18 protein-coding genes are annotated in these 18,126 nt (G+C 36.3%); 3 read left to right on the top strand and 15 right to left on the bottom strand.

Annotated elements, in window-relative coordinates:
• Positions 1 to 5: 5 nt before the first annotated feature.
• From AAA926_RS05390 to AAA926_RS05320, 15 genes are all read right to left on the bottom strand, one after another.
• Positions 6 to 698, bottom strand: a complete 693-nt coding sequence (locus AAA926_RS05390) for a dihydrofolate reductase family protein (RefSeq protein ID WP_338212031.1) — start codon at positions 696 to 698, stop codon at positions 6 to 8.
• A 194-nt stretch (positions 699 to 892) separates the two neighbouring features.
• A complete protein-coding gene (locus AAA926_RS05385) occupies positions 893 to 1,732 on the bottom strand; it encodes a hypothetical protein (RefSeq protein WP_338212030.1) in 840 nt (279 codons plus the stop codon).
• Between the two features lie 22 nt (positions 1,733 to 1,754).
• Positions 1,755 to 2,090, bottom strand: coding sequence for a hypothetical protein (locus tag AAA926_RS05380; protein WP_265893475.1), 336 nt, complete (start codon positions 2,088 to 2,090; stop codon positions 1,755 to 1,757).
• A gap of 16 nt (positions 2,091 to 2,106) precedes the next feature.
• Positions 2,107 to 2,868 (bottom strand): LiaF transmembrane domain-containing protein, encoded by a 762-nt coding sequence (locus AAA926_RS05375; RefSeq protein ID WP_265893474.1) that lies wholly within the window; start codon positions 2,866 to 2,868, stop codon positions 2,107 to 2,109.
• Complete coding sequence (locus tag AAA926_RS05370; RefSeq protein WP_265893473.1) at positions 2,868 to 3,329, bottom strand: LytTR family DNA-binding domain-containing protein; 462 nt, start codon at positions 3,327 to 3,329, stop codon at positions 2,868 to 2,870. Before AAA926_RS05370 ends, AAA926_RS05375 begins: the two co-directional genes overlap by 1 nt.
• 235 nt (positions 3,330 to 3,564) lie before the next feature.
• Positions 3,565 to 4,173 carry a P-loop nucleotide/nucleoside kinase family protein gene (locus AAA926_RS05365; protein ID WP_265893472.1) on the bottom strand — a complete coding sequence of 203 codons (609 nt, stop codon included), beginning with the start codon at positions 4,171 to 4,173 and terminating at the stop codon, positions 3,565 to 3,567.
• Positions 4,174 to 4,178: 5 nt separating this feature from the next.
• A complete protein-coding gene (locus AAA926_RS05360) occupies positions 4,179 to 5,021 on the bottom strand; it encodes a class II fructose-bisphosphate aldolase (protein ID WP_265893471.1) in 843 nt (280 codons plus the stop codon).
• A gap of 44 nt (positions 5,022 to 5,065) precedes the next feature.
• Positions 5,066 to 5,503 (bottom strand): tetratricopeptide repeat protein, encoded by a 438-nt coding sequence (locus AAA926_RS05355; RefSeq protein WP_198180570.1) that lies wholly within the window; start codon positions 5,501 to 5,503, stop codon positions 5,066 to 5,068.
• Between the two features lie 21 nt (positions 5,504 to 5,524).
• Entirely contained in the window at positions 5,525 to 6,856 is a 1,332-nt protein-coding gene (locus AAA926_RS05350; protein WP_198180572.1) for a PTS sugar transporter subunit IIC, read from the bottom strand.
• Positions 6,857 to 6,879: 23 nt separating this feature from the next.
• On the bottom strand, positions 6,880 to 7,185 hold the full coding sequence (locus AAA926_RS05345) for a PTS sugar transporter subunit IIB (RefSeq protein WP_338212028.1): 306 nt from the start codon (positions 7,183 to 7,185) through the stop codon (positions 6,880 to 6,882).
• Positions 7,186 to 7,206: 21 nt separating this feature from the next.
• Positions 7,207 to 9,285, bottom strand: coding sequence for a BglG family transcription antiterminator (locus tag AAA926_RS05340; protein WP_338212027.1), 2,079 nt, complete (start codon positions 9,283 to 9,285; stop codon positions 7,207 to 7,209).
• A gap of 196 nt (positions 9,286 to 9,481) precedes the next feature.
• Entirely contained in the window at positions 9,482 to 10,135 is a 654-nt protein-coding gene (gene deoC / locus AAA926_RS05335) for a deoxyribose-phosphate aldolase (protein WP_338212026.1), read from the bottom strand.
• 231 nt (positions 10,136 to 10,366) lie between these two features.
• Positions 10,367 to 12,178 carry an FAD-binding protein gene (locus AAA926_RS05330; protein ID WP_338212025.1) on the bottom strand — a complete coding sequence of 604 codons (1,812 nt, stop codon included), beginning with the start codon at positions 12,176 to 12,178 and terminating at the stop codon, positions 10,367 to 10,369.
• Positions 12,179 to 12,367: 189 nt separating this feature from the next.
• Entirely contained in the window at positions 12,368 to 13,663 is a 1,296-nt protein-coding gene (gene purB / locus AAA926_RS05325; RefSeq protein WP_338212024.1) for an adenylosuccinate lyase, read from the bottom strand.
• Positions 13,664 to 13,666: 3 nt separating this feature from the next.
• Complete coding sequence (locus AAA926_RS05320) at positions 13,667 to 14,956, bottom strand: adenylosuccinate synthase (RefSeq protein WP_338212023.1); 1,290 nt, start codon at positions 14,954 to 14,956, stop codon at positions 13,667 to 13,669.
• Positions 14,957 to 15,150: 194 nt separating this feature from the next.
• Between AAA926_RS05320 and AAA926_RS05315 the strand changes: the two genes are divergently transcribed.
• The 3 genes from AAA926_RS05315 (at position 15,151) to AAA926_RS05305 (ending at position 18,052) form a co-directional block, all read left to right on the top strand.
• Complete coding sequence (locus AAA926_RS05315) at positions 15,151 to 16,143, top strand: GMP reductase (RefSeq protein ID WP_338212022.1); 993 nt, start codon at positions 15,151 to 15,153, stop codon at positions 16,141 to 16,143.
• 306 nt (positions 16,144 to 16,449) lie between these two features.
• The gene (locus tag AAA926_RS05310) at positions 16,450 to 16,995 is read left to right on the top strand and encodes a hypothetical protein (protein ID WP_338212021.1); all 546 of its coding nucleotides are present in this window, start codon (positions 16,450 to 16,452) and stop codon (positions 16,993 to 16,995) included.
• 43 nt (positions 16,996 to 17,038) lie between these two features.
• Positions 17,039 to 18,052: an SLAP domain-containing protein gene (locus AAA926_RS05305; RefSeq protein ID WP_338212020.1), complete on the top strand. Its 1,014-nt coding sequence runs from the start codon at positions 17,039 to 17,041 to the stop codon at positions 18,050 to 18,052.
• Positions 18,053 to 18,126 lie beyond the last annotated feature (74 nt).

Here is an 18,126-nt window from a genome sequence, read left to right as displayed (position 1 = left end):
AGAAACTAACTTTGTTTCTTAAACAACAGGTGTACACCGCCGTCTGCTAATTTTTTGGCACTTACAAAGGCAAATGAATCATCAATGTATTTACCTAAAGTATTGAAAGCAGATTTTTGTTGGGAATCTTCATTCACATGTGGTGCAACTACTAAAGAAATTTCATCAACTAAGTGTGCCTTTAAAAAGACGCCGTCAATAATTGAGCCACCGCAAACCGCAAGCGTTGTGATATTAAAATGCTGTTTTAACTTAACCAGAACTTCTGTTAAGTTAAATTCTTGCTCACCACTAATAATATAAGGAATTTGTAAGGTACGTAAGTAGGCTAAATAATTTTTACTTGCCTGCTTAGTAACTATTTCAATTGCACGCATCTTATAACCATTATATTCGAAATAGTTTTGTGTCCAGTTGCATTTGCCCTTGCGATCAAAAGAAACCGACCAGGTTTGTGACTTAATATCCGGCAGCCAATCTTCGTATTCAATTTTATCTGCAGGATATTTGCTTAAATCAATCTGTGCATTAGCTGGCGTGGCATACATTTGAATAGTTTCACGACCATTAGCATCAGCATTGCTTAATTCAAATAATTCGTCTGAATAATATTGACTAGAAATACTACTACCGTATTCACCATCAATTTTGCCATCAATTGAAACATACATGTGGACAATAACTTTACTACGTTTCATGCGTATACCAGTCTTTCTATCACTTTTCATTTTATTATAAACAGTTTGGTTTTATCGCTTTTAACACTAACCAAAGTTGTTCATCCGACGATTAGATTAATGGTAATACTTCAAGTGAACTTTAAGTCAATATGAATTTTTTCTATCTAATTAAAAAACGACAAACTATTAATAGCTTGTCGTTTGTCACCTGTTTAAAAAAGTTCCTTTAAATACGTTTCATAAACTGGACACAGATTAAACGCATACTTTCTGTAAGTCCGCGTTGCTAATGGGTCTGTAGAGTCAAATTCACCACTTAAAGTTTGATATTTTGCTTGTGCCCAATTTAGCAATTGCTGTTGCAATTGGTCTAATAAATTAGGCTTAACAGCACCCATCCATCCTAAAGTCAATTTTTGAGGGGTATCCTCAAAAGAAAAGCAATAAGCCTTAATTTGTCCAGCAGCAATTAGCGCTAAGGGGGCGTGTTCAAGTTGATCAGTGAAAATGGTTTTGCTCCACTCACTAAGAGGTATCTTTGCAACAGGATTTGCTAAATGATTTTTTTGATAATCGGAGAAACTCACCTGTGCCAGCCTATTCATTATTACAGAATCTTTTTTTATTTTGTGTAGAGTGACCATCTGCAAATCAGTATCAATTAGAATATTTTTCAGTGCCCTTTTCAAGGGCATCTGGGGTTCTACAGTAGTTCTGATTAATTTAAAACCATTTTTTTGACCAATAGCATTAAAGAGTAACTGCGGTGCATAATCATAAGTAATTAATGCGTTTTGGTGATTTTTTTGGGCTTTTGCCGTTAAATCCGTCAGTATTTGCTCATAAACCTGCATTTGTTCACCGCTGGTTAATCTAGGTGCAAGATAGCCCGCAAAATTTAAGGAATAAGGGTGAAAAGCATTTTGCCAACAGGTCATTAACCCGACTGGCTTATTTTCGAGATAATAGGCTTGTGTATGTTGAGGAAATTGTTCTACAGCTTCCTTAATTTTTCTATCTGGACTTACATTGGCTAATAATGAGCCATACATAATTAATAATCTCCTTTATGGGCTATTTTTTCGCCCGTAAAATTTTGGCCTTGGCATCATTGTAGCCGTCAATGTAGCGCTCTATTTCAATTGCTTTATTCTGGGTAACACGATTAACTAAGTTAACACCTTTTTTAGGAAAATCCTTGAAAGAATGACTCTCTGCATAGTCCTTTTTGGCTTGTTCATAACCCATTTGATAATCACTGAGAGAACTCTTTTTCACAGCAGTTTTTGCTGCATTATAGGTATAATCATTGGTATCATGCCATTTTTTATACGCTTTTTCAGCATCTTTATAGTTTTCGGCTTCATAATTTTCTTTGACATAATCATGTAATTGTTTTAAATTAACCATTTTATTTTTCCCAAAGTTAAACATAATTAACTTCCACATCACCCATGCTGAAATGGCCTGTTAACATTAATGTAGGACCGCCACCAGTAGATCCGTCATCAATATCTAATTCTCCCAGAGCTAAGTCTAAGTTATCACTATTGACTCTCCATGAAGTTGGAACGTAAATTTCAATCTCACCCATAGTGCCACTAATGTCAACAGTCACTACATCGCCTGCAGCTTTAGCTTGATCAAGGTAGACTTCAACTTCACCCAAAGAAGAATTAATTGTTATACTGCGTAAATTTTGTGAATGAACGTAGCGCGAAACTGATGACAAGCGCTGATTGATTACTATATCTTCGCCATCAACTTTTCCAGTACCGCTACTGAATACGTTATTATCTATTCTTGAATGATTATTACTAAAGTTCTTCCATTTGCCGTCTTTTTTTTGGTTAAAATAGACTATTCTGGGAAACCAGCTTCTCTTAAAAATCAGCGTCAAGCCTAAATAAATTAATAACGCCGCCACTAGGACCGTCCATGGTACAATTTTGGTAATATGCAAGGGTTCAGCGTAAACAATTAATAAAAAGGCAATGGAAAAAGTTGTACCAAACAAACTTTTATTAGCCACGCTTTCGATCAGTGCCGCTCCGAATATGATAGTCCAAATAATCATGCTGACTTTTAAATGAAATGAAAGCAGATGCAACTGATTAAGGACTAAGAATACGGCAGCTGCTACTAGAGCAATGCCCCAAAATACTTCTCTAAGTTTAAATTTTTTCATTATGATGACCTTCTCTCGTTTAACCTATCATTCAAATTGTGATAGTAGTGACGTGAAACATAGACAGTTTTATAAGAATCGCGAAAATTAATCTTACAGTTAGAAATCGAACGTGTTAACGCATAAATTTGATTTAAATTTAAAATTGTTGACTTAGATACCCGCATGAACTGATTATTTAATAAATTTTCTAGTTCATAAAGTTTGTAATCCACGGTAAAGGCATCCCTGGCAGTATGTGCAATCACTTGTTTATCTTCTGTTTCAAAAAATAAAATCTCATTCATGCTCAAGTAATAAGACACATTATCTTTTTTGCCTTCTATTTGGTCAGGATGTTCACTGATACCTTGAAGCTGCTTATAAATTTGTTCAACTTCCGGCGTCACAGATTTAGCATGAATTGTTACACTGGTATCGTCATCTTCCATATCCGGATTCAGTTCTATTTTTATTTTCACGCTTCTCACCTGCCCTTCATCACTTGATGATTTAATTAAACGCTTATTTTAATGTAAAATCTAGCACTTTTAACTAAGTGGCAATTATAAGAAACCAAGTGGCATATTTTTTTGATTCAGAAGAAGCCAAAAAATTCAAGAGTACTTAAAAAGCCGTAATTCGCTTTAATACGAAATACGGCTAAAATTTCTTAAATGAATATTGAACAAAATATTTAAGAAGTAAAAATTGTACTTAGTTGACCCAGCTTTTTAGCTTAGCAATTGTACCGTCATAATCAACTTTACTAAAATCTGAAACATTAAGAAAAATTGTTTTACCTAATTTAAAAGTTGAATATCCTCTTTTTTTATTAAAACTTTCAAATTCCTGTTTTGTTTTTTGGATATCCATTTTTGTCCTGTCGGTTAAAGTATCACCTTTATGATAATGGTTCATTATGAATCCTAAAGGACGATCAGGATCCAAATCACGTTTTCTTTGTCTTTCATATAAAATATCTGAGTCACAAGTCAGCGTAATTGTAATTATTTGAAAATGATACTTGTTAGCTAATTTTTCTAAGATATCGTGCTGGCGATAAGAAAATGGGTAATCAGAAATAATTGATTGACCTTTTTGCATAAAGTTTGCGACATTTTGGTAAAACATATCATACGCTTGATTGTCTAACTCGGTTTTTTCAGATGGATTATCAAAGCCTCTACTTTCATAAAGCTGCTCTTTAAACAGATCTATAGAAACTTCATTAAAATAATCAGGAATGGCCTTGCATATCAGATTCGCTAAATAAGATTTACCGGTACCAGGACAACCAGCCAAAAGCAACATCGTTTTTTTCAACGAGATCACCCTTTATTCATGAATAATTCAATTTTATGTTTAATAATGTTATGAACGCTTTCGTTACATGGAATAATGTTATTCCTTAGAGATTCATTAACCTCGGTTTTGCCAAACATCTCTTTTGCTTTCTTCGTCCATGAAACTAATAATTCAGTACCGACGTTAAACTTGCGAATACCATTTTCGGTCAGTCTATGGTAATCTTCCTCGTTAACTCCGGTTCCACCATGGATAACCATTGGCTTATCCAGTTTACTATGTAATTCTTCAATAAGTGGAAAGTTCAATTTGGTTTTAGATTGAAATTGACCGTGATGTGTACCAACGCCGACAGCTAAAGCATCAACGTCACATTCTTGCAAAAATTTAACAGCATCTTCAGGACGGGTATAGTTTCCTTCTTTAACGGTAAAACCTTCTTCAGTTCCACCGATAGTTCCAATTTCACCCTCAACTGAGACACCGCGTTTATGGGCATATTCTACAACTCTCTTGGTCTTGGCAATGTTTTCCTTAAATGAAAGTAATGACCCATCAAACATGACCGAACTGTATCCGGCTGCAATTGCTCTTTCAATGTCTTTAATATCACGGGCATGATCTAAGTGGAGCACAACATCCACCGCTTCGTGTTCTGCCATGCTTTTGCAAACAGCTACAAAGTTTCTCATCCCCTCTGTATCAGCCGTACCAACAGAAGTTTGAATAATAATAGGAGCGCCTTCTTCGTGTGCAGCTTCAATCATAGCCGGAACCATTTCCAAGTTATGAGCATTAAACGCGCCAACCGTGAAATCCATTTCTTCTGCTTCTTTTAGTACTTCTTTTAACGTTTTATAAGCCATTTTTTCTCCTTTAATTGCGAATTTTAAATATATAATCTGGAAATTTATTTAGAACGCATTATTTTCTTTGATAATGCTGTCAATTCGTCACCCTTGTTGAGCCATTTTTGTATTTCATCATTATTCTTAGCATAAGCAGCTTTTTGCCGTTTAATATCATAAAGCTTAAGCAAACCGTCAAAAGCCGGACCAAAATCCTCGTTGAGTTTCAAGCTTTTTTCATAAGCATCAATAGCATCATCAACATTACCCAGCTTTTGATAATTTTCCCCCAGCTGGGTTAAAACAGTAGCTTTTTGTTTATTGCTTGCTACTGACTCTGAGTCGTTGTCATTAAGTTGTTCAGTTAAGTCTTTGATTTGACTCTTGATCTGTTGCTTTTCATCATCTGTTAACTGGCTGCTTGTTTCATTAGTTTCTTTATCTGCAGCTGAATTACTTTCCGTTGCATTTGATTTAAAAATTTTCGACCAAAACGACATTATTAAACACCTCCAAAGTAATTAGCCAAAGGCATGAAAGGCCGGTGCAATAACCCACAGATATAATAAAGCAGCGGTAATGGTATCAACATCTGTAGCTGTGGCGTTTACAAAGCCAACTGATGATAATGCGCCAACCAAAAGTGCTGGAAGCAAGGTAATAAACAAACCATGTGCAATACCACCAACGATGGCACCACGTTTGCCGCCAATTGCATTACCAAAGATTCCTGCAGTACCGCCCGCAAAGAAATTGGTAGTCATACCTGGCAAGATAACTGCTAGTCCTACTAATGGGGACAAGAACATGCCAATCACTGTCCCAATAGTTGTCGTTATGAAGCCAATAATGACTGCATTTGGTGAATATGGGAATAAAACTGGACAGTCAAGAGCAGGTACTGAGTTAGGAACTACCTTCATAGCAATACCACGAAAGGCAGGAACAATTTCACCTAACATCAAACGAACCCCTGAAAGCATTACATAAACACCAACTGTAAATTCAATAGCTTGTAAAAAGGCATAAATAATGTAGTTTACGCTTCCTGCAGCTCCTCCAGCAGCTTTAATGGACCAGTAGGGACCAGCAAAAGCAGCAGTAATAATGTATAAAGGTACCATTACTACCATAATAGAAAGGGAATTATCCTGTAAAAATGACATACTCTTAGGCAGCTTTACGTGTTCCCAAGAATCTTTTCTTTCCTTAATGTTAGTTACGTGTTGATCAACTTTGCGGTCTCTAACTAGCCAGGCCACGCCTGCCTCAACTAAATATCCAATTGTACAAAAGTGACCCAGGGCAATTGCATTGCTGCCAGTAATTTTACGTACAATTGGTTGCGCTAATGCCGGCATTGCAATGGCAAAAATACCACCTATAATACTACCCATTAAGATTAACGGAAAACCTTTTAAGCCGGCAAAGTGACCACCAATAACAGTCATAGTTGCCATCCACAATAAAGCTTGTCCGGTTAAAAAGACATACTTCCATTTAGTAAATCTGGCTATGATAATGTTCACAATGAAAATACCTAAAAGAGTTAAGGCAATACTATTACCTAAACCCAACTTGTTCATTGCCTGACCATTAATGGCTTCAATACTAGGTACAATACCTTTGGTATGAAAACCATGCTGAAAAATTACTGCAAAATAAGCTAAACTTTGTTGAATAATTGTCGAACCAGCGGACAAAACTTCAAATCCAAGCAAAGTTTTAAGCGTACCACTTATGACCGCTCCTATTTTTTTACCTTGTAATATTAATCCCAGCATCGCAATTAATGAAATTAAAATTGCTGCCTGAGTAAGGATATTGTTAATTATCCATTGAATAACGACCATTTCTCTCACTCCTTTTTATAAACTTAACTACCTGCAATTTGTTTCACAACTGGTAAAACTTTTTCTTTAATTTCGTCTTTATCCACGATATTGTCTAAATAGACAAATTTGGTTTTGGGATCAATTTGCATATTGGCAAATTGAGACTCAAAATTGCTTGCTGAAACAATAACATCGGCATTGAGTGAAGGTGCATCTGAAATCGAATCATGATCTGAATCAACTTCGATACCGGCTTCACTAAAAACATCATCTGCTTCCATCTGACAAGCTAAGCTTGAGCCCAAGCCATTGCCGCAAATAAAGAACACTGTAGGTACTTTTGCCATATTTTTACACTCCTAACTCTATTATTTTTCTACGCCAAACAAGGTCTTTTTAAAACTTGCTTTATCTTCCTTATTAAATAGTTCTTCAATCTTATTTGGCTTATTTATTAAATCCACAATTGCTTTTAGAACATTTAAATGTGAGTAGCTGTCAATTGCTGATAAAACAAAAATGATTTTTACTGGATCGTTTGCTTTATTACCAAATTTTATTGGCTCAGCCAGTGATGCTACACTAACATCCAATTTTGCAACCCCGTCCTCTGGTCTTGCATGGGCCAAAGCAATTCCAGGACCTATGACAATATACGGCCCAAATTTTTTAACTGATTCTTCCATTGCAGCAACATAATCTTCATTAATTGATTTATTTTTTATTAGCGGTTGGCTAGTCTTTTCAATTGCTTCACGCCAATTATCAGCTGTTATGTGTATTTGGATCTTATCATCAGTTAACAAATCTTGAAGCATTGGCCTCACCTCCCTCTCTTTTATTTCAATATGATGTTCAGAAAAAATTTCAATTAACTTGTCTACCAAGCGAGCCGAAACATTTTTTCTGGTTTCTGTCTCAATTAGCGAAATGGTGTCTTTAAGTAAATTCTTCTTAACTGAAGGACTTTGTTTTAAAGACAGCATATGTTTTTTTATGTCTGCTTTGGCAATAAATTTCTTTAACTCTTGATAGTCTTGCTTTCTCGGCACAGGAGGCATTTTAAAGCTGGGGACCATTCCCGATGATTCATTGATTGTCTTAACGACAAAATCTATGTTTAGCTTTCTTAAAGAATTTATATCTTGTAATCCCAAAACTGCCACAACTTCAACATTCATGTTTCGGGAAATATTGGCAGCCAAAAGTTGACCGGTAGCCTCACCATAATTGCAAAGAACAGCAATTCTATAAAAGTTGTTTTCCTTAACGCTTTCTTCATAATACGTACTAAAGTAAACGGTTATAAAAGCTCTCTCTCCTGCTGAAACATTTTTACTGTATTTGCTTTCAAAAAAAGCTGAAATATCTTGATAAATAGTTGCATAATTGGTCTTAAGCACATCAGTTAACGGATTAAATACCTCAATATGATTTTCCTGCCTTTGCAAGAATGCTGAAATATGTGAATTAAGCTGTTCATAAAGTTGTTCAGAATCACGGTAATTAATTTTTTCTACGTCACTCATATAATCTATTAGCCGTAAAGTCAGAAGTTCCGATTCCGCCCACTTGTCAATTCTTACCTCTTTCTCACCCAAAAATGTTTTAAGAATAAAAGTCATATAGCTTTTTTCATTTTCCGGAACTGTCAGCTCCAACTTATCCAGCAAATTGTTCACAGAGTTCATAATTCTAGTATTAGCAATTTCTAAATTGGAAACCTGACTGTCATCAAGATATTGCTTTTCCTGCAAGCGTCTAATCCAAATGGCCATTAAAACAGAAATTTGTGCTTCTCTAGCAGAAACTCCTTCGTAACGACCACCAAGTATTAGTTCCTTAGCAACTTTATTAGTTTGCTCAAGTATGTTGGGATTTAAATAATCAATTACTATTTGGTAACTATCACTTCCTTCAAAGCTGCCTTTTTCCGTTAATTGCGAAATATCAATATTTTCAACAATCAATTGTTGAATCATTGTTCTGATATTTCTTTCAGCACCTTCAATTTTTGCTCCTTGTTGCGTATCTAAGGTCAGAGAATATTTAGCAAGAAATTCTCTAACCTGACGCATATCCTTGTCCATTGTGCTTTTACTTATATTCAGCCGCTTTTGTTCTTCATAAATTTTTACCTGGCGAGGAGCTTTTAAAAAACTGATAATGATATGAAGTTGCCTTTCTTTAGGATCAAGAAATGTATCCGAACTAATTTTTAAAGAGTGAGATAAGGAATGTCTGGCATCTAAATCCAGACAAAAATAAAGCTGTCCCCGCTTATTAGAAATTCCCGTAATCGAAAGGTCACTTAAAGTTCGGTTAATATCATCCACATCATTTCTGATAGTTCTGGAAGAAACATTCAAGGCTTGACTCAATTCATCGATTGATAAATTTTCTTTATCAAGCAATTCATTTATTATCAGTAATTGCCGGTCTTTCATATTCCTCACCTCAATTCAAATAATACGTTACCGCTTACATATAAAAAAGAGTTTATTGTTTCCAATTTCTTTTGAAAAATAAGACACATAGTCTACCTACTTTCAACAAAATTATGCAAAAAACTACACTAAAAAAGAAGACACCTTGCGTTAACAACTATTGTGTCTTCTTTAAATACTCTATTTTGCGCTAAATCTATGATTCTTTTATTATTTTTAGACTTGCACTTGCCCCTAATCTAGTAGCTCCACTAGCAATCATTTGGCAGGCTTCAGCTTTAGTATGAATGCCGCCTGCTGCTTTGATGCCCATTTTAGTTCCGACGGTTGCGGCCATAATCTTAACATCTTCTGCTCTAGCTCCATATTTTGCAAAGCCAGTTGACGTTTTCACGAAATCAGCACCAGATTTTTCTGCTATCAAGCATGCTTTTTTTATTTGCTGCGAATTAAGAAAACAATTTTCAAGAATTACTTTTACCTTTTTTCCCTTTGAATGTACCGCTTCGACAACCGCTTTTTCATCTTTAAGCACCACATCATAGTCTTCTGAAAGAAATGCTCCAATATTTTGGACCATATCACATTCATCGGCACCATTTGCGACTGCTTGTGTTGCTTCAAAAACTTTAGTTTCAGTAGTAGTTGCTCCTAGGGGAAAACCAATCACCGTTACAGTATTAATTTTTGTTCCTTGTAATTTTTCACTCACATATTTTACCCAAAAAGGATTTACACAGACAGACGCAAATTGATATTTTTTAGCCTCTGAAATCACCTTATCAATTTGCTCTTGAGTCGCATTTGGCTCCAATAAAGTATGATCAATATATTTATTAATTTTTTCCATTACTTTTTCTCCCTTTCTGCAAATAAAGTAGTTATAAATATAGATTAATTGGTTAAGAAATTTTTTAAAAGCACTTTCTTTTTCAAAATTTTCAGGTAAATTCATAAACAATGTTCCAGTTTAATGATTACCAGGTTAACTTGCCCTAACTTCATAATACAAAAAGCAGGTCATAAGTTTTAACCAAATTTATGACCTGTTTTAAATGCTTATTAAATTCTTGATAAATATCTATTTAATTTTGCTTAATGCATCCCTGACAGCATCTTTTAATCCTCTTGTAGTATTAGAGGCGCCCGAAACTGCATCTACGTCAACCTTATTTTTATCGACCATTTTTTGAGGTAATTCGTTAATTGCTTTTTGGCCATAATCATCAGATTCAGCTTGTTTCAGCACCTCAACTTTTTTGAGGTTCTTTTGCTTATCAGCTGTTACTCTGACAACTATTTCATCTCCCATTCCTTTAGTAGATTTGCCGATATATTGTTCAGGTCCAGTTGGAAACTCTTCTTTCTTAATATCAGAATCAAGTGGTCGTGGCTTCACAGGTTTTGCAGGCTTAGGTGCAGATATGTTGCCTTCAGCAACGTCATCTTTTGGGTGAGCAGCATTTTGACCGGCAATTTTACCAAAAATCAAACAGTCGCCCAGATCAGAACCCCCTTGATACAGATTAGCCATGTTACTGCCGAGTTCACCGGCACCATATAAATGAGGAATCGGCTTGTGCTCAGGATCAAGAATTTCAGCTCTAGCATTTCTCCTAGGACCAGCTTCGGACCAGCCAATAGTTTGTACTAATGGAATTGCATAATATGGGCCGCTTTCTGAAAATGCACTTAATGTTGCAGGTTCACGATGGTAAGCATAATCATGCTTCTTTTCAGCAAAGAAGTTAAATTCATCGATCGTACTTTGCAGTTTAGCGGCAGCAACTCCCATTTTTTCTGCCAATTCAGAAATAGTATCAGCTTTAATAACCGAATTAAGTGCTTTATTATCAGGAAAAGTATCAATTTCACTTATTTTGTCATATTGCTTTTGATCAAAGACAAAGTAAGGGTGAATTGGATTCAACGGTTTATACCATGAACCATGATTTTCTACATAGCCTTCACGTGCTCCTTGATCTTCCTTAAAGTAGCGTGTTCCATCATCGCCAACTGTAAAGATACTACCAGTAAAGAAGACAGGGTTGCCCATATAAAACGGAGCACGCTTCATTCCGGGTTCATAAAAGGCAAAAGCTTGTTCCATTCCGCCAGCTGCATACATTGACATATGCCACATATCTGCTCCTGCTTCGTGAGCAAGGTCAATGCCCTTACCTTTATTATAAAGCGAACCCAAAGGTACCAACTTGTGTGAGCCAATATAGTCTTGAATCATTTGTGGATTATTTTCGATACCACCAGTGGCTAACACCACTCCATTTTTGGCATAAATATTTAATAAAACATTGTCACGTTCAATTTGGGCTCCCACAACTTTCTTACCAGGAGTCTGGAGAATATGCTTAACAGGTGCAGAATACCAAACATCTATCTTATCACTGCGATCCAATACTTTTTGCCGTAGAATGTTCCACAAAGAAGCGTTAAAAATACCCTTCTCCATTGTAATCATGTCATAGCTTTTGGCACCCGGTAAATTAGGATGATCGGCAATTACAGCGTCTTCTGGCAATCCTAAAATGGTTTTATAGCTAACGGGATTAGCAACATCCAGGTACTTTTTGAAATATTCTTTCATGTGTGTAATGCCATGAACAACTGTGTCTTCTATTTCAGGGTCAATATTAAAGTGTTGTGCCAAATGTTCATAGTAGGACCGATAATCCTCTTCGCTGCTACTGTAACCTACAAGTTCAGCAGCATATCTTGTATTACCACCTTCATGACCTTCCGGAGCAGAATCAACCAGCAGCACTTTTGCACCACTATCAGCAGCAAAGCGAGCTGCGGTCGCACCGGCTCCACCGAAGCCCAAGACTACTACATCATAACTTGCATCGTAATATGTATGTTCATTAACTATCATAATTGACTACCTCTTTTAAAAGAATCTTATTTTAGCTTAAAAGACTTAAATTTTTGCCTTTCAGCCTTTAAATATTATCTAGTGTTTATGTTAATAATATCACATAATCGCTTACATTTTTTATTTATCAGCAATTTAAATTCCATGACAAAAGCAGCTCACTATTAAGTGAACTGCTTTACTAATTATTTATTCTAAACCAACTTTTTTAAAGATTTCATCAACATGACGCAAATGGTAATGATAATCAAATGCATCACTTACATCATCTTCTGAAAGATAGTTCATGATTGGACTGCTTTCAACTAATTTTCTAAAGGAAATTCCTTCGTTCCAAGATCTTGTGGTTAACTTCTGAACCATATCATAAGCATCTTCACGAGAAAGACCTGCTTCATCAATCAGTTTTAATAATAAGCGCTGTGAATAAATCAGACCATAAGTTTTATCCATGTTCTTAAGCATGGTTTCTGGAAAAACATCAAGGTTAGTCAAAATGCGATTAAAACGATCAAGCATATAATCAATACCAATTGTAGTATCAGGTAAAATTACACGTTCAGCACTGGAATGGGAAATATCGCGTTCATGCCAAAGTGATACATCCTCATAAGCAGTTATAATATGACCCCGTAAAACCCGTGCCATTCCGCAAAGATTTTCTGAGCCAATAGGATTACGTTTGTGAGGCATTGCTGAAGAACCTTTTTGCCCTGCACGGAAATGCTCTTCTACTTCGTGAATTTCAGAACGTTGCAAACTTCTAATTTCGGTTGCCCAATTTTCAATAGTTGTGGCTATTAACGCCAAAGTAGCAATATATTCAGCATGCAAATCACGCGGCAATACTTGACTGGTAATTGGCTGCTGAGTTAAGCCTAGCTGCTTTAAGACACTGGTTTCAACAGCTGGTGGTACGTTAGCAAAAGTCCCAACGGCACCGGAAATTTTTCCTGATTCTACTCCTTTTGCTGCATGTTCAAAGCGTTCGATATCACGCTTAATTTCCGCATACCAACGAGCTAGTTTCAAGCCAAAAGTAGTGGGTTCAGCTTGCACACCATGCGTGCGCCCCATTTCCACCGTATTTTTATATTTACGTGCTTTTTCAGCAATCGTCTTTTTTAGTTTGTGCAGATCTTGACGAATAATCTCATCTGCCTGTTTTAAGATATATCCTTGTGCCGTATCAACAACATCCGTCGAAGTCAGACCAAAGTGTACCCACTTTTTCTCTGGACCCAGGCTTTCAGAAACTGTTCGTGTAAAAGCAACCACGTCATGATGAGTTACCTGCTCCAATTCTGCCACCCGCTCTAGCGTGAAGCTGGCATTTTGAGCAATTTTAGCAGCATCTTCTTTTGGGACTTCGCCTAATTCACTCCAAGCATTGGTAGCAGCAATTTCTACTTTTAGCCATGCTTCATATTTATTTTCATCAGACCATATTTTACCCATTTCAGGGCGAGTATAACGTTCCAGCATAAATTACATTTCCCACGGATTTTGTAAAACAATCGTTTGTTCACGATCAGGGCCTACCGAAACAGTAACTAAAGGTATGCCCACAAGTTCTGAAACGCGGTTTAAAAACTTCTGTGCGTTTTCTGGCAAGTCAGACCAAGTCTTAGCACCTGTAATATCTTCTTTCCAAGCAGGTAATTCTTCGTAAACAGGTTGGCAGCGGTCTAATTCTTTTAGACTTGCAGGATAGTAATCAATTTTTTGACCATCAAGTTCATAAGCAGTTGCAATTTTAATAGTGTCAAAACCGCTAAAAATATCAAGCAAGTTAAGACTTAAACCATTGATGCCAGCAACACGTTTAGCGTGACGTAAAGCGACTGAATCAAACCAGCCCACGCGCCGAGGACGACCGGTAACTGTGCCATATTCATGAGCAGTTTCGCGAATACGGTCACCAGTTTCATCTAATAATTCGGTAGGAAAAGGACCAGCACCAACGCGAGTGGTATAAGCTTTGCAGACACCGATGATACTTTTTACCCGGTTGGCACCAACACCGATACCGCTGGCAATGCCGCCGGAAATGGTGTTCGATGAGGTTACAAAGGGATAGGTTCCTTCATCTATATCAAGCATAATTCCCTGTGCACCCTCAAATAACACTTTTTCATCATTATCCAGAGCATCATTAACTAACACTGAAGTGTCCGTGACGTATTTCTTCATTTTTTGACCATATTCATAATACTTAGTGAAAATGTCATCAAATTTCAGTGCCGGCTTGCCGTAAATCTTAGTGAAAATGTCGTTTTTCTGAACCAAGTTAGCACGTAATTTTGCTGCAAAAGTATCTTTTTCAAGAAGATCACAAACACGAATACCAATTCTGGAAGCTTTGTCCATGTAGGCAGGACCAATACCATTTTTAGTAGTACCGATTTTTTGATCGCCTTTTGCTTCTTCTTGATATTCATCTTGCTTGATATGATATGGCATGATGATGTGAGCACGATTGGAAATTTTCAATTTGCTAGTGTCAATTCCCTTTTCAGTCAGATTTTTTAATTCACCAAATAAAACTTCAGGATTAATAACTACGCCATTACCGATTACGGCCCCTTCTTTTGACGCAAAAATACCTGATGGAATTAAACGCATCTTAAAATCTTGACCATTGATTTCAATAGTATGGCCAGCATTATTACCACCATTGGAACGAACAGTATAAGCTGCTTCATTACTCAAAAAATCAGTAATTTTGCCCTTTCCTTCGTCGCCCCATTGGCTACCAACGACTGCAACTGCTGTCATTTTTATTCACCTCATTAAATTTCTACAAATATCACGTAAATAGTCTAGCAATTTACCATTCTTTAGTCAAATTTAAATGCGAATTATTATAGCAAGTTTATTTTTAATAGTTCGATTTTTATATTGACAAAAAAAGCATTTTTGATTATAGTTACTTCGTTTGTAAAGATATTTATTTAGGAGCCGATTTACTTATGAGCAATTATTTCAGTATGGAAGCCTTTAATTATGATGATATCCAGCTTGTTCCGAATAAAGGGATCATTAAGAGCCGTCATGATGCGGATACCAGTGTTAAGTTCGGAAACCGAACATTTAAAATACCTGTCGTACCTGCCAACATGGAAAGCGTCATTAACGATGATTTGGCGGTTTGGCTGGCCCAAAACGGCTACTACTATGTCATGCACCGCTTTCAACCGGAAAAACGACTCGCTTTTATCAAAATGATGCATGAAAAAGGCCTATTTGCTTCTATATCTGTTGGTATTAAAAAAGGCGAATATGATTTTATCGATCAACTAGTTGCTGAAAACATTAAGCCTGAATATATCACGATTGATGTAGCTCACGGTCATTCTATCTATGTTATTGATATGATTAAATACATTAAAGAAAAATTGCCAGACACTTTTTTAACAGCGGGCAATATCGCGACGCCAGAAGCAGTTCGTGAATTAGAAGGTGCAGGAGCAGACGCCACAAAAGTTGGTGTTGGTCCTGGCCGTGCTTGTATTACCAAGCTTAAAACCGGTTTTGGCACCGGTGGCTGGCAACTCGCTGCATTAAGAATGTGCAGTAAAGTAGCAAGCAAACCGCTGATTGCCGATGGCGGCATCCGTTATAACGGCGATATAGCGAAGTCAATTCGGTTTGGCGCTACAATGGTTATGATTGGTTCAATGCTTGCAGGGCATGAAGAGTCACCTGGTAATGTAATCAAAATTAACGGTAAAACCTATAAGCAATATTGGGGCTCTGCTTCGGAAGTCCAAAAAGGAGCTTATCGCAATGTTGAGGGTAAACAGATGCTCGTTCCCTACCGCGGTCATATTGCTGACACGCTAAGAGAAATGCAAGAAGACTTGCAATCCTCAATTTCATATGCCGGGGGCAGAGATCTTAGTTCAATTAAATTAGTTGATTATGTGATTGTTAAAAATACAATCATGAATGGTGACAAATAAGTAAGTTATTTTCTTATCTCTAAATTGTTAAATATGGTAGTAGTTTGTATTTCCTGTTAAAATAATGTTATCCCAGTTCTGTAAATAGTCAGTGCTGGGATTTTTTGTATTCAAATTTGAAGAAATTGTTCCCTAGTTAAAGTCTATTCTACTGGCAGCAATCAGAAAGAAACTCACACATTTTCAATTAGTTGCCTGGTATTTCTTTATTTATGCTTTTTTATCCGTTTTAAAGTGTTACACGAAGCATAGAAAGCGTATAATTTGTTTGTAGTGAAGTTAAATTTTGTATAGAGGTAATAAAAAATGAAATTTAAAAAAGTGATTATGTTGGCAGCCGCCTTAATAAGTGTTGGCACGATTGGGAGTTTTATTAATACGCCAAGTAATGTGCAAGCTAAGCAAACTAAGGCAGTTTTTCCTAAAAGCTGGCGTGGAACATGGTACTCATATAATTCCAAGACAAAGAAAATCGATAAGATGACATTCACTAAAACAAAACAAATATATTACGAAAATGGCCACCAGTATCCTAAATTGTTAAAAGCTAAACCTAAGGTCATGCCTAAACCTAGTAAAAAAACAAGATCTTGGGTTTATTTATCAAATAAAATGACTCAGAAAGGCTATACTTGGACAGGAGTTGGCATTTGGGGTCACCCTGACGAAGGTACGCTTGATTGGTATAATGTTGCTAAATTAGATGGAAATAAAGTTTTAGGTTATGCAGAATATCAGAATGTTTATTGGTATGTAGATAGTCACTGGTACCAGACAGCTAAACTTGCCAAAAAGTTAAAAGATCGCAAATATCCAAATTACGACTTTATTATTGGCGGTGATGACTTATAAATTTATCCATATATTCTTATTTTGTTTTTAAAGGGAATAAATAATGAAGAAAAAGAGTTTTATTGCAATAATTGCCAGTATTTTAATATTACTAGGTACTGGTTCATTTAGTGATCCACAACCCGTATCTGCTGCGAAACATCAAATATTTGTTTCCAGCAAAACATATGTCTATGATCACAAGGGTAAGAAAACCAAAAAAGTATATAAAAAGAGTAGGAGCCTTTATTATACTTCTATTAAAAAGATTAAAGGCTATAAATATTATCGTATCGGTAAAAATAAATACATTCACTATTACGATGGCTTACCGCTTAATATAGTCAAAACTCCAAAAAATAGGCCTGCTAAAAACGGGGCAAGTTTGATGGATTTTATGGCAAATGATACTTCGCTAACTACTGCTCAAAGACAAGAAGCACAAAAAGCAGCCACTTTACTAAGAACAGGCAAAATTGATAGTCAAGCGCAAAAAGGTGCACCATCATGGTTCAATACTTATGTCAAGTTAGGTGGCAAAGATGATGCTACCAGCAACGTTAATATTAAAGCTTCTCTTCAGAGTCTTGCTAATGCAAACAAGGAAAGAAAAAGAGCTGGAGTTGGTGAGCTAAAGATTTCTCCAACTTCTACAGCAATTTCAATGATTGATGCGGATTATCAAAAACAGGGTTCCTTAAATCATCCGGGCTTTTACGGCTATCATTTCAACCTAGAAAATCTTTCTGCCGGTGCTGAGCCAATTAGCAACTGGATGACTGAAAAAGTAGCCTGGGAATGGAACGTAAAGAAAAGCCCTAGCCTAGCGCCCTATGAGTTCACCCCTAATTGGAAAGATCCTGTATATAATCAGGCCGTTTTAGGAACAAACGGTTATAGAATGGCAGGACACTATACTAATTTATTAAATAAGGGACATCGCGTAATGGGCATGGCTCACATGACTCAAACTCCTTATGGTGCTGCTGATGCTTTTAACGCAACTAGTGAAGGTGAAGATGGCGCAATTACCTTAAGCCAATATAAGGCTATAGTAAAAGAATGGTTAAAGAAATAAACACCTTCATTCTTAAGTATGAAAAAATCTGTTAGTTTATATTGTGAAATCTCACAATATCTGACTAGCAGATT

Origin of the sequence: Lactobacillus juensis (assembly GCF_036246285.1) — a bacterium.
GTDB classification, from domain to species: Bacteria; Bacillota; Bacilli; order Lactobacillales; family Lactobacillaceae; genus Lactobacillus; species Lactobacillus juensis.
The sequence above is the reverse complement of the archived record's forward strand: the minus strand, read 5'-3'. Positions and strand labels throughout refer to the sequence as shown.

Bases quoted from the DNA above. Each gene is read 5' to 3' on its own strand.
- AAA926_RS05385 (WP_338212030.1), bottom strand. From the start codon at position 1,732: ATGTATGGCTCATTATTAGCCAATGTAAGTCCAGATAGAAAAATTAAG.
- AAA926_RS05305 (WP_338212020.1), top strand. From the start codon at position 17,039: ATGAAGAAAAAGAGTTTTATTGCAATAATTGCCAGTATTTTAATATTA.
- AAA926_RS05340 (WP_338212027.1), bottom strand. From the start codon at position 9,285: ATGAAAGACCGGCAATTACTGATAATAAATGAATTGCTTGATAAAGAA.
- deoC (WP_338212026.1), bottom strand. From the start codon at position 10,135: ATGGAAAAAATTAATAAATATATTGATCATACTTTATTGGAGCCAAAT.
- purB (WP_338212024.1), bottom strand. From the start codon at position 13,663: ATGCTGGAACGTTATACTCGCCCTGAAATGGGTAAAATATGGTCTGAT.
- AAA926_RS05390 (WP_338212031.1), bottom strand. From the start codon at position 698: ATGAAACGTAGTAAAGTTATTGTCCACATGTATGTTTCAATTGATGGC.
- AAA926_RS05310 (WP_338212021.1), top strand. From the start codon at position 16,450: ATGAAATTTAAAAAAGTGATTATGTTGGCAGCCGCCTTAATAAGTGTT.
- AAA926_RS05320 (WP_338212023.1), bottom strand. From the start codon at position 14,956: ATGACAGCAGTTGCAGTCGTTGGTAGCCAATGGGGCGACGAAGGAAAG.
- AAA926_RS05360 (WP_265893471.1), bottom strand. From the start codon at position 5,021: ATGGCTTATAAAACGTTAAAAGAAGTACTAAAAGAAGCAGAAGAAATG.
- AAA926_RS05380 (WP_265893475.1), bottom strand. From the start codon at position 2,090: ATGGTTAATTTAAAACAATTACATGATTATGTCAAAGAAAATTATGAA.
- AAA926_RS05350 (WP_198180572.1), bottom strand. From the start codon at position 6,856: ATGGTCGTTATTCAATGGATAATTAACAATATCCTTACTCAGGCAGCA.
- AAA926_RS05355 (WP_198180570.1), bottom strand. From the start codon at position 5,503: ATGTCGTTTTGGTCGAAAATTTTTAAATCAAATGCAACGGAAAGTAAT.
- AAA926_RS05375 (WP_265893474.1), bottom strand. From the start codon at position 2,868: ATGAAAAAATTTAAACTTAGAGAAGTATTTTGGGGCATTGCTCTAGTA.
- AAA926_RS05330 (WP_338212025.1), bottom strand. From the start codon at position 12,178: ATGATAGTTAATGAACATACATATTACGATGCAAGTTATGATGTAGTA.
- AAA926_RS05315 (WP_338212022.1), top strand. From the start codon at position 15,151: ATGAGCAATTATTTCAGTATGGAAGCCTTTAATTATGATGATATCCAG.
- AAA926_RS05345 (WP_338212028.1), bottom strand. From the start codon at position 7,185: ATGGCAAAAGTACCTACAGTGTTCTTTATTTGCGGCAATGGCTTGGGC.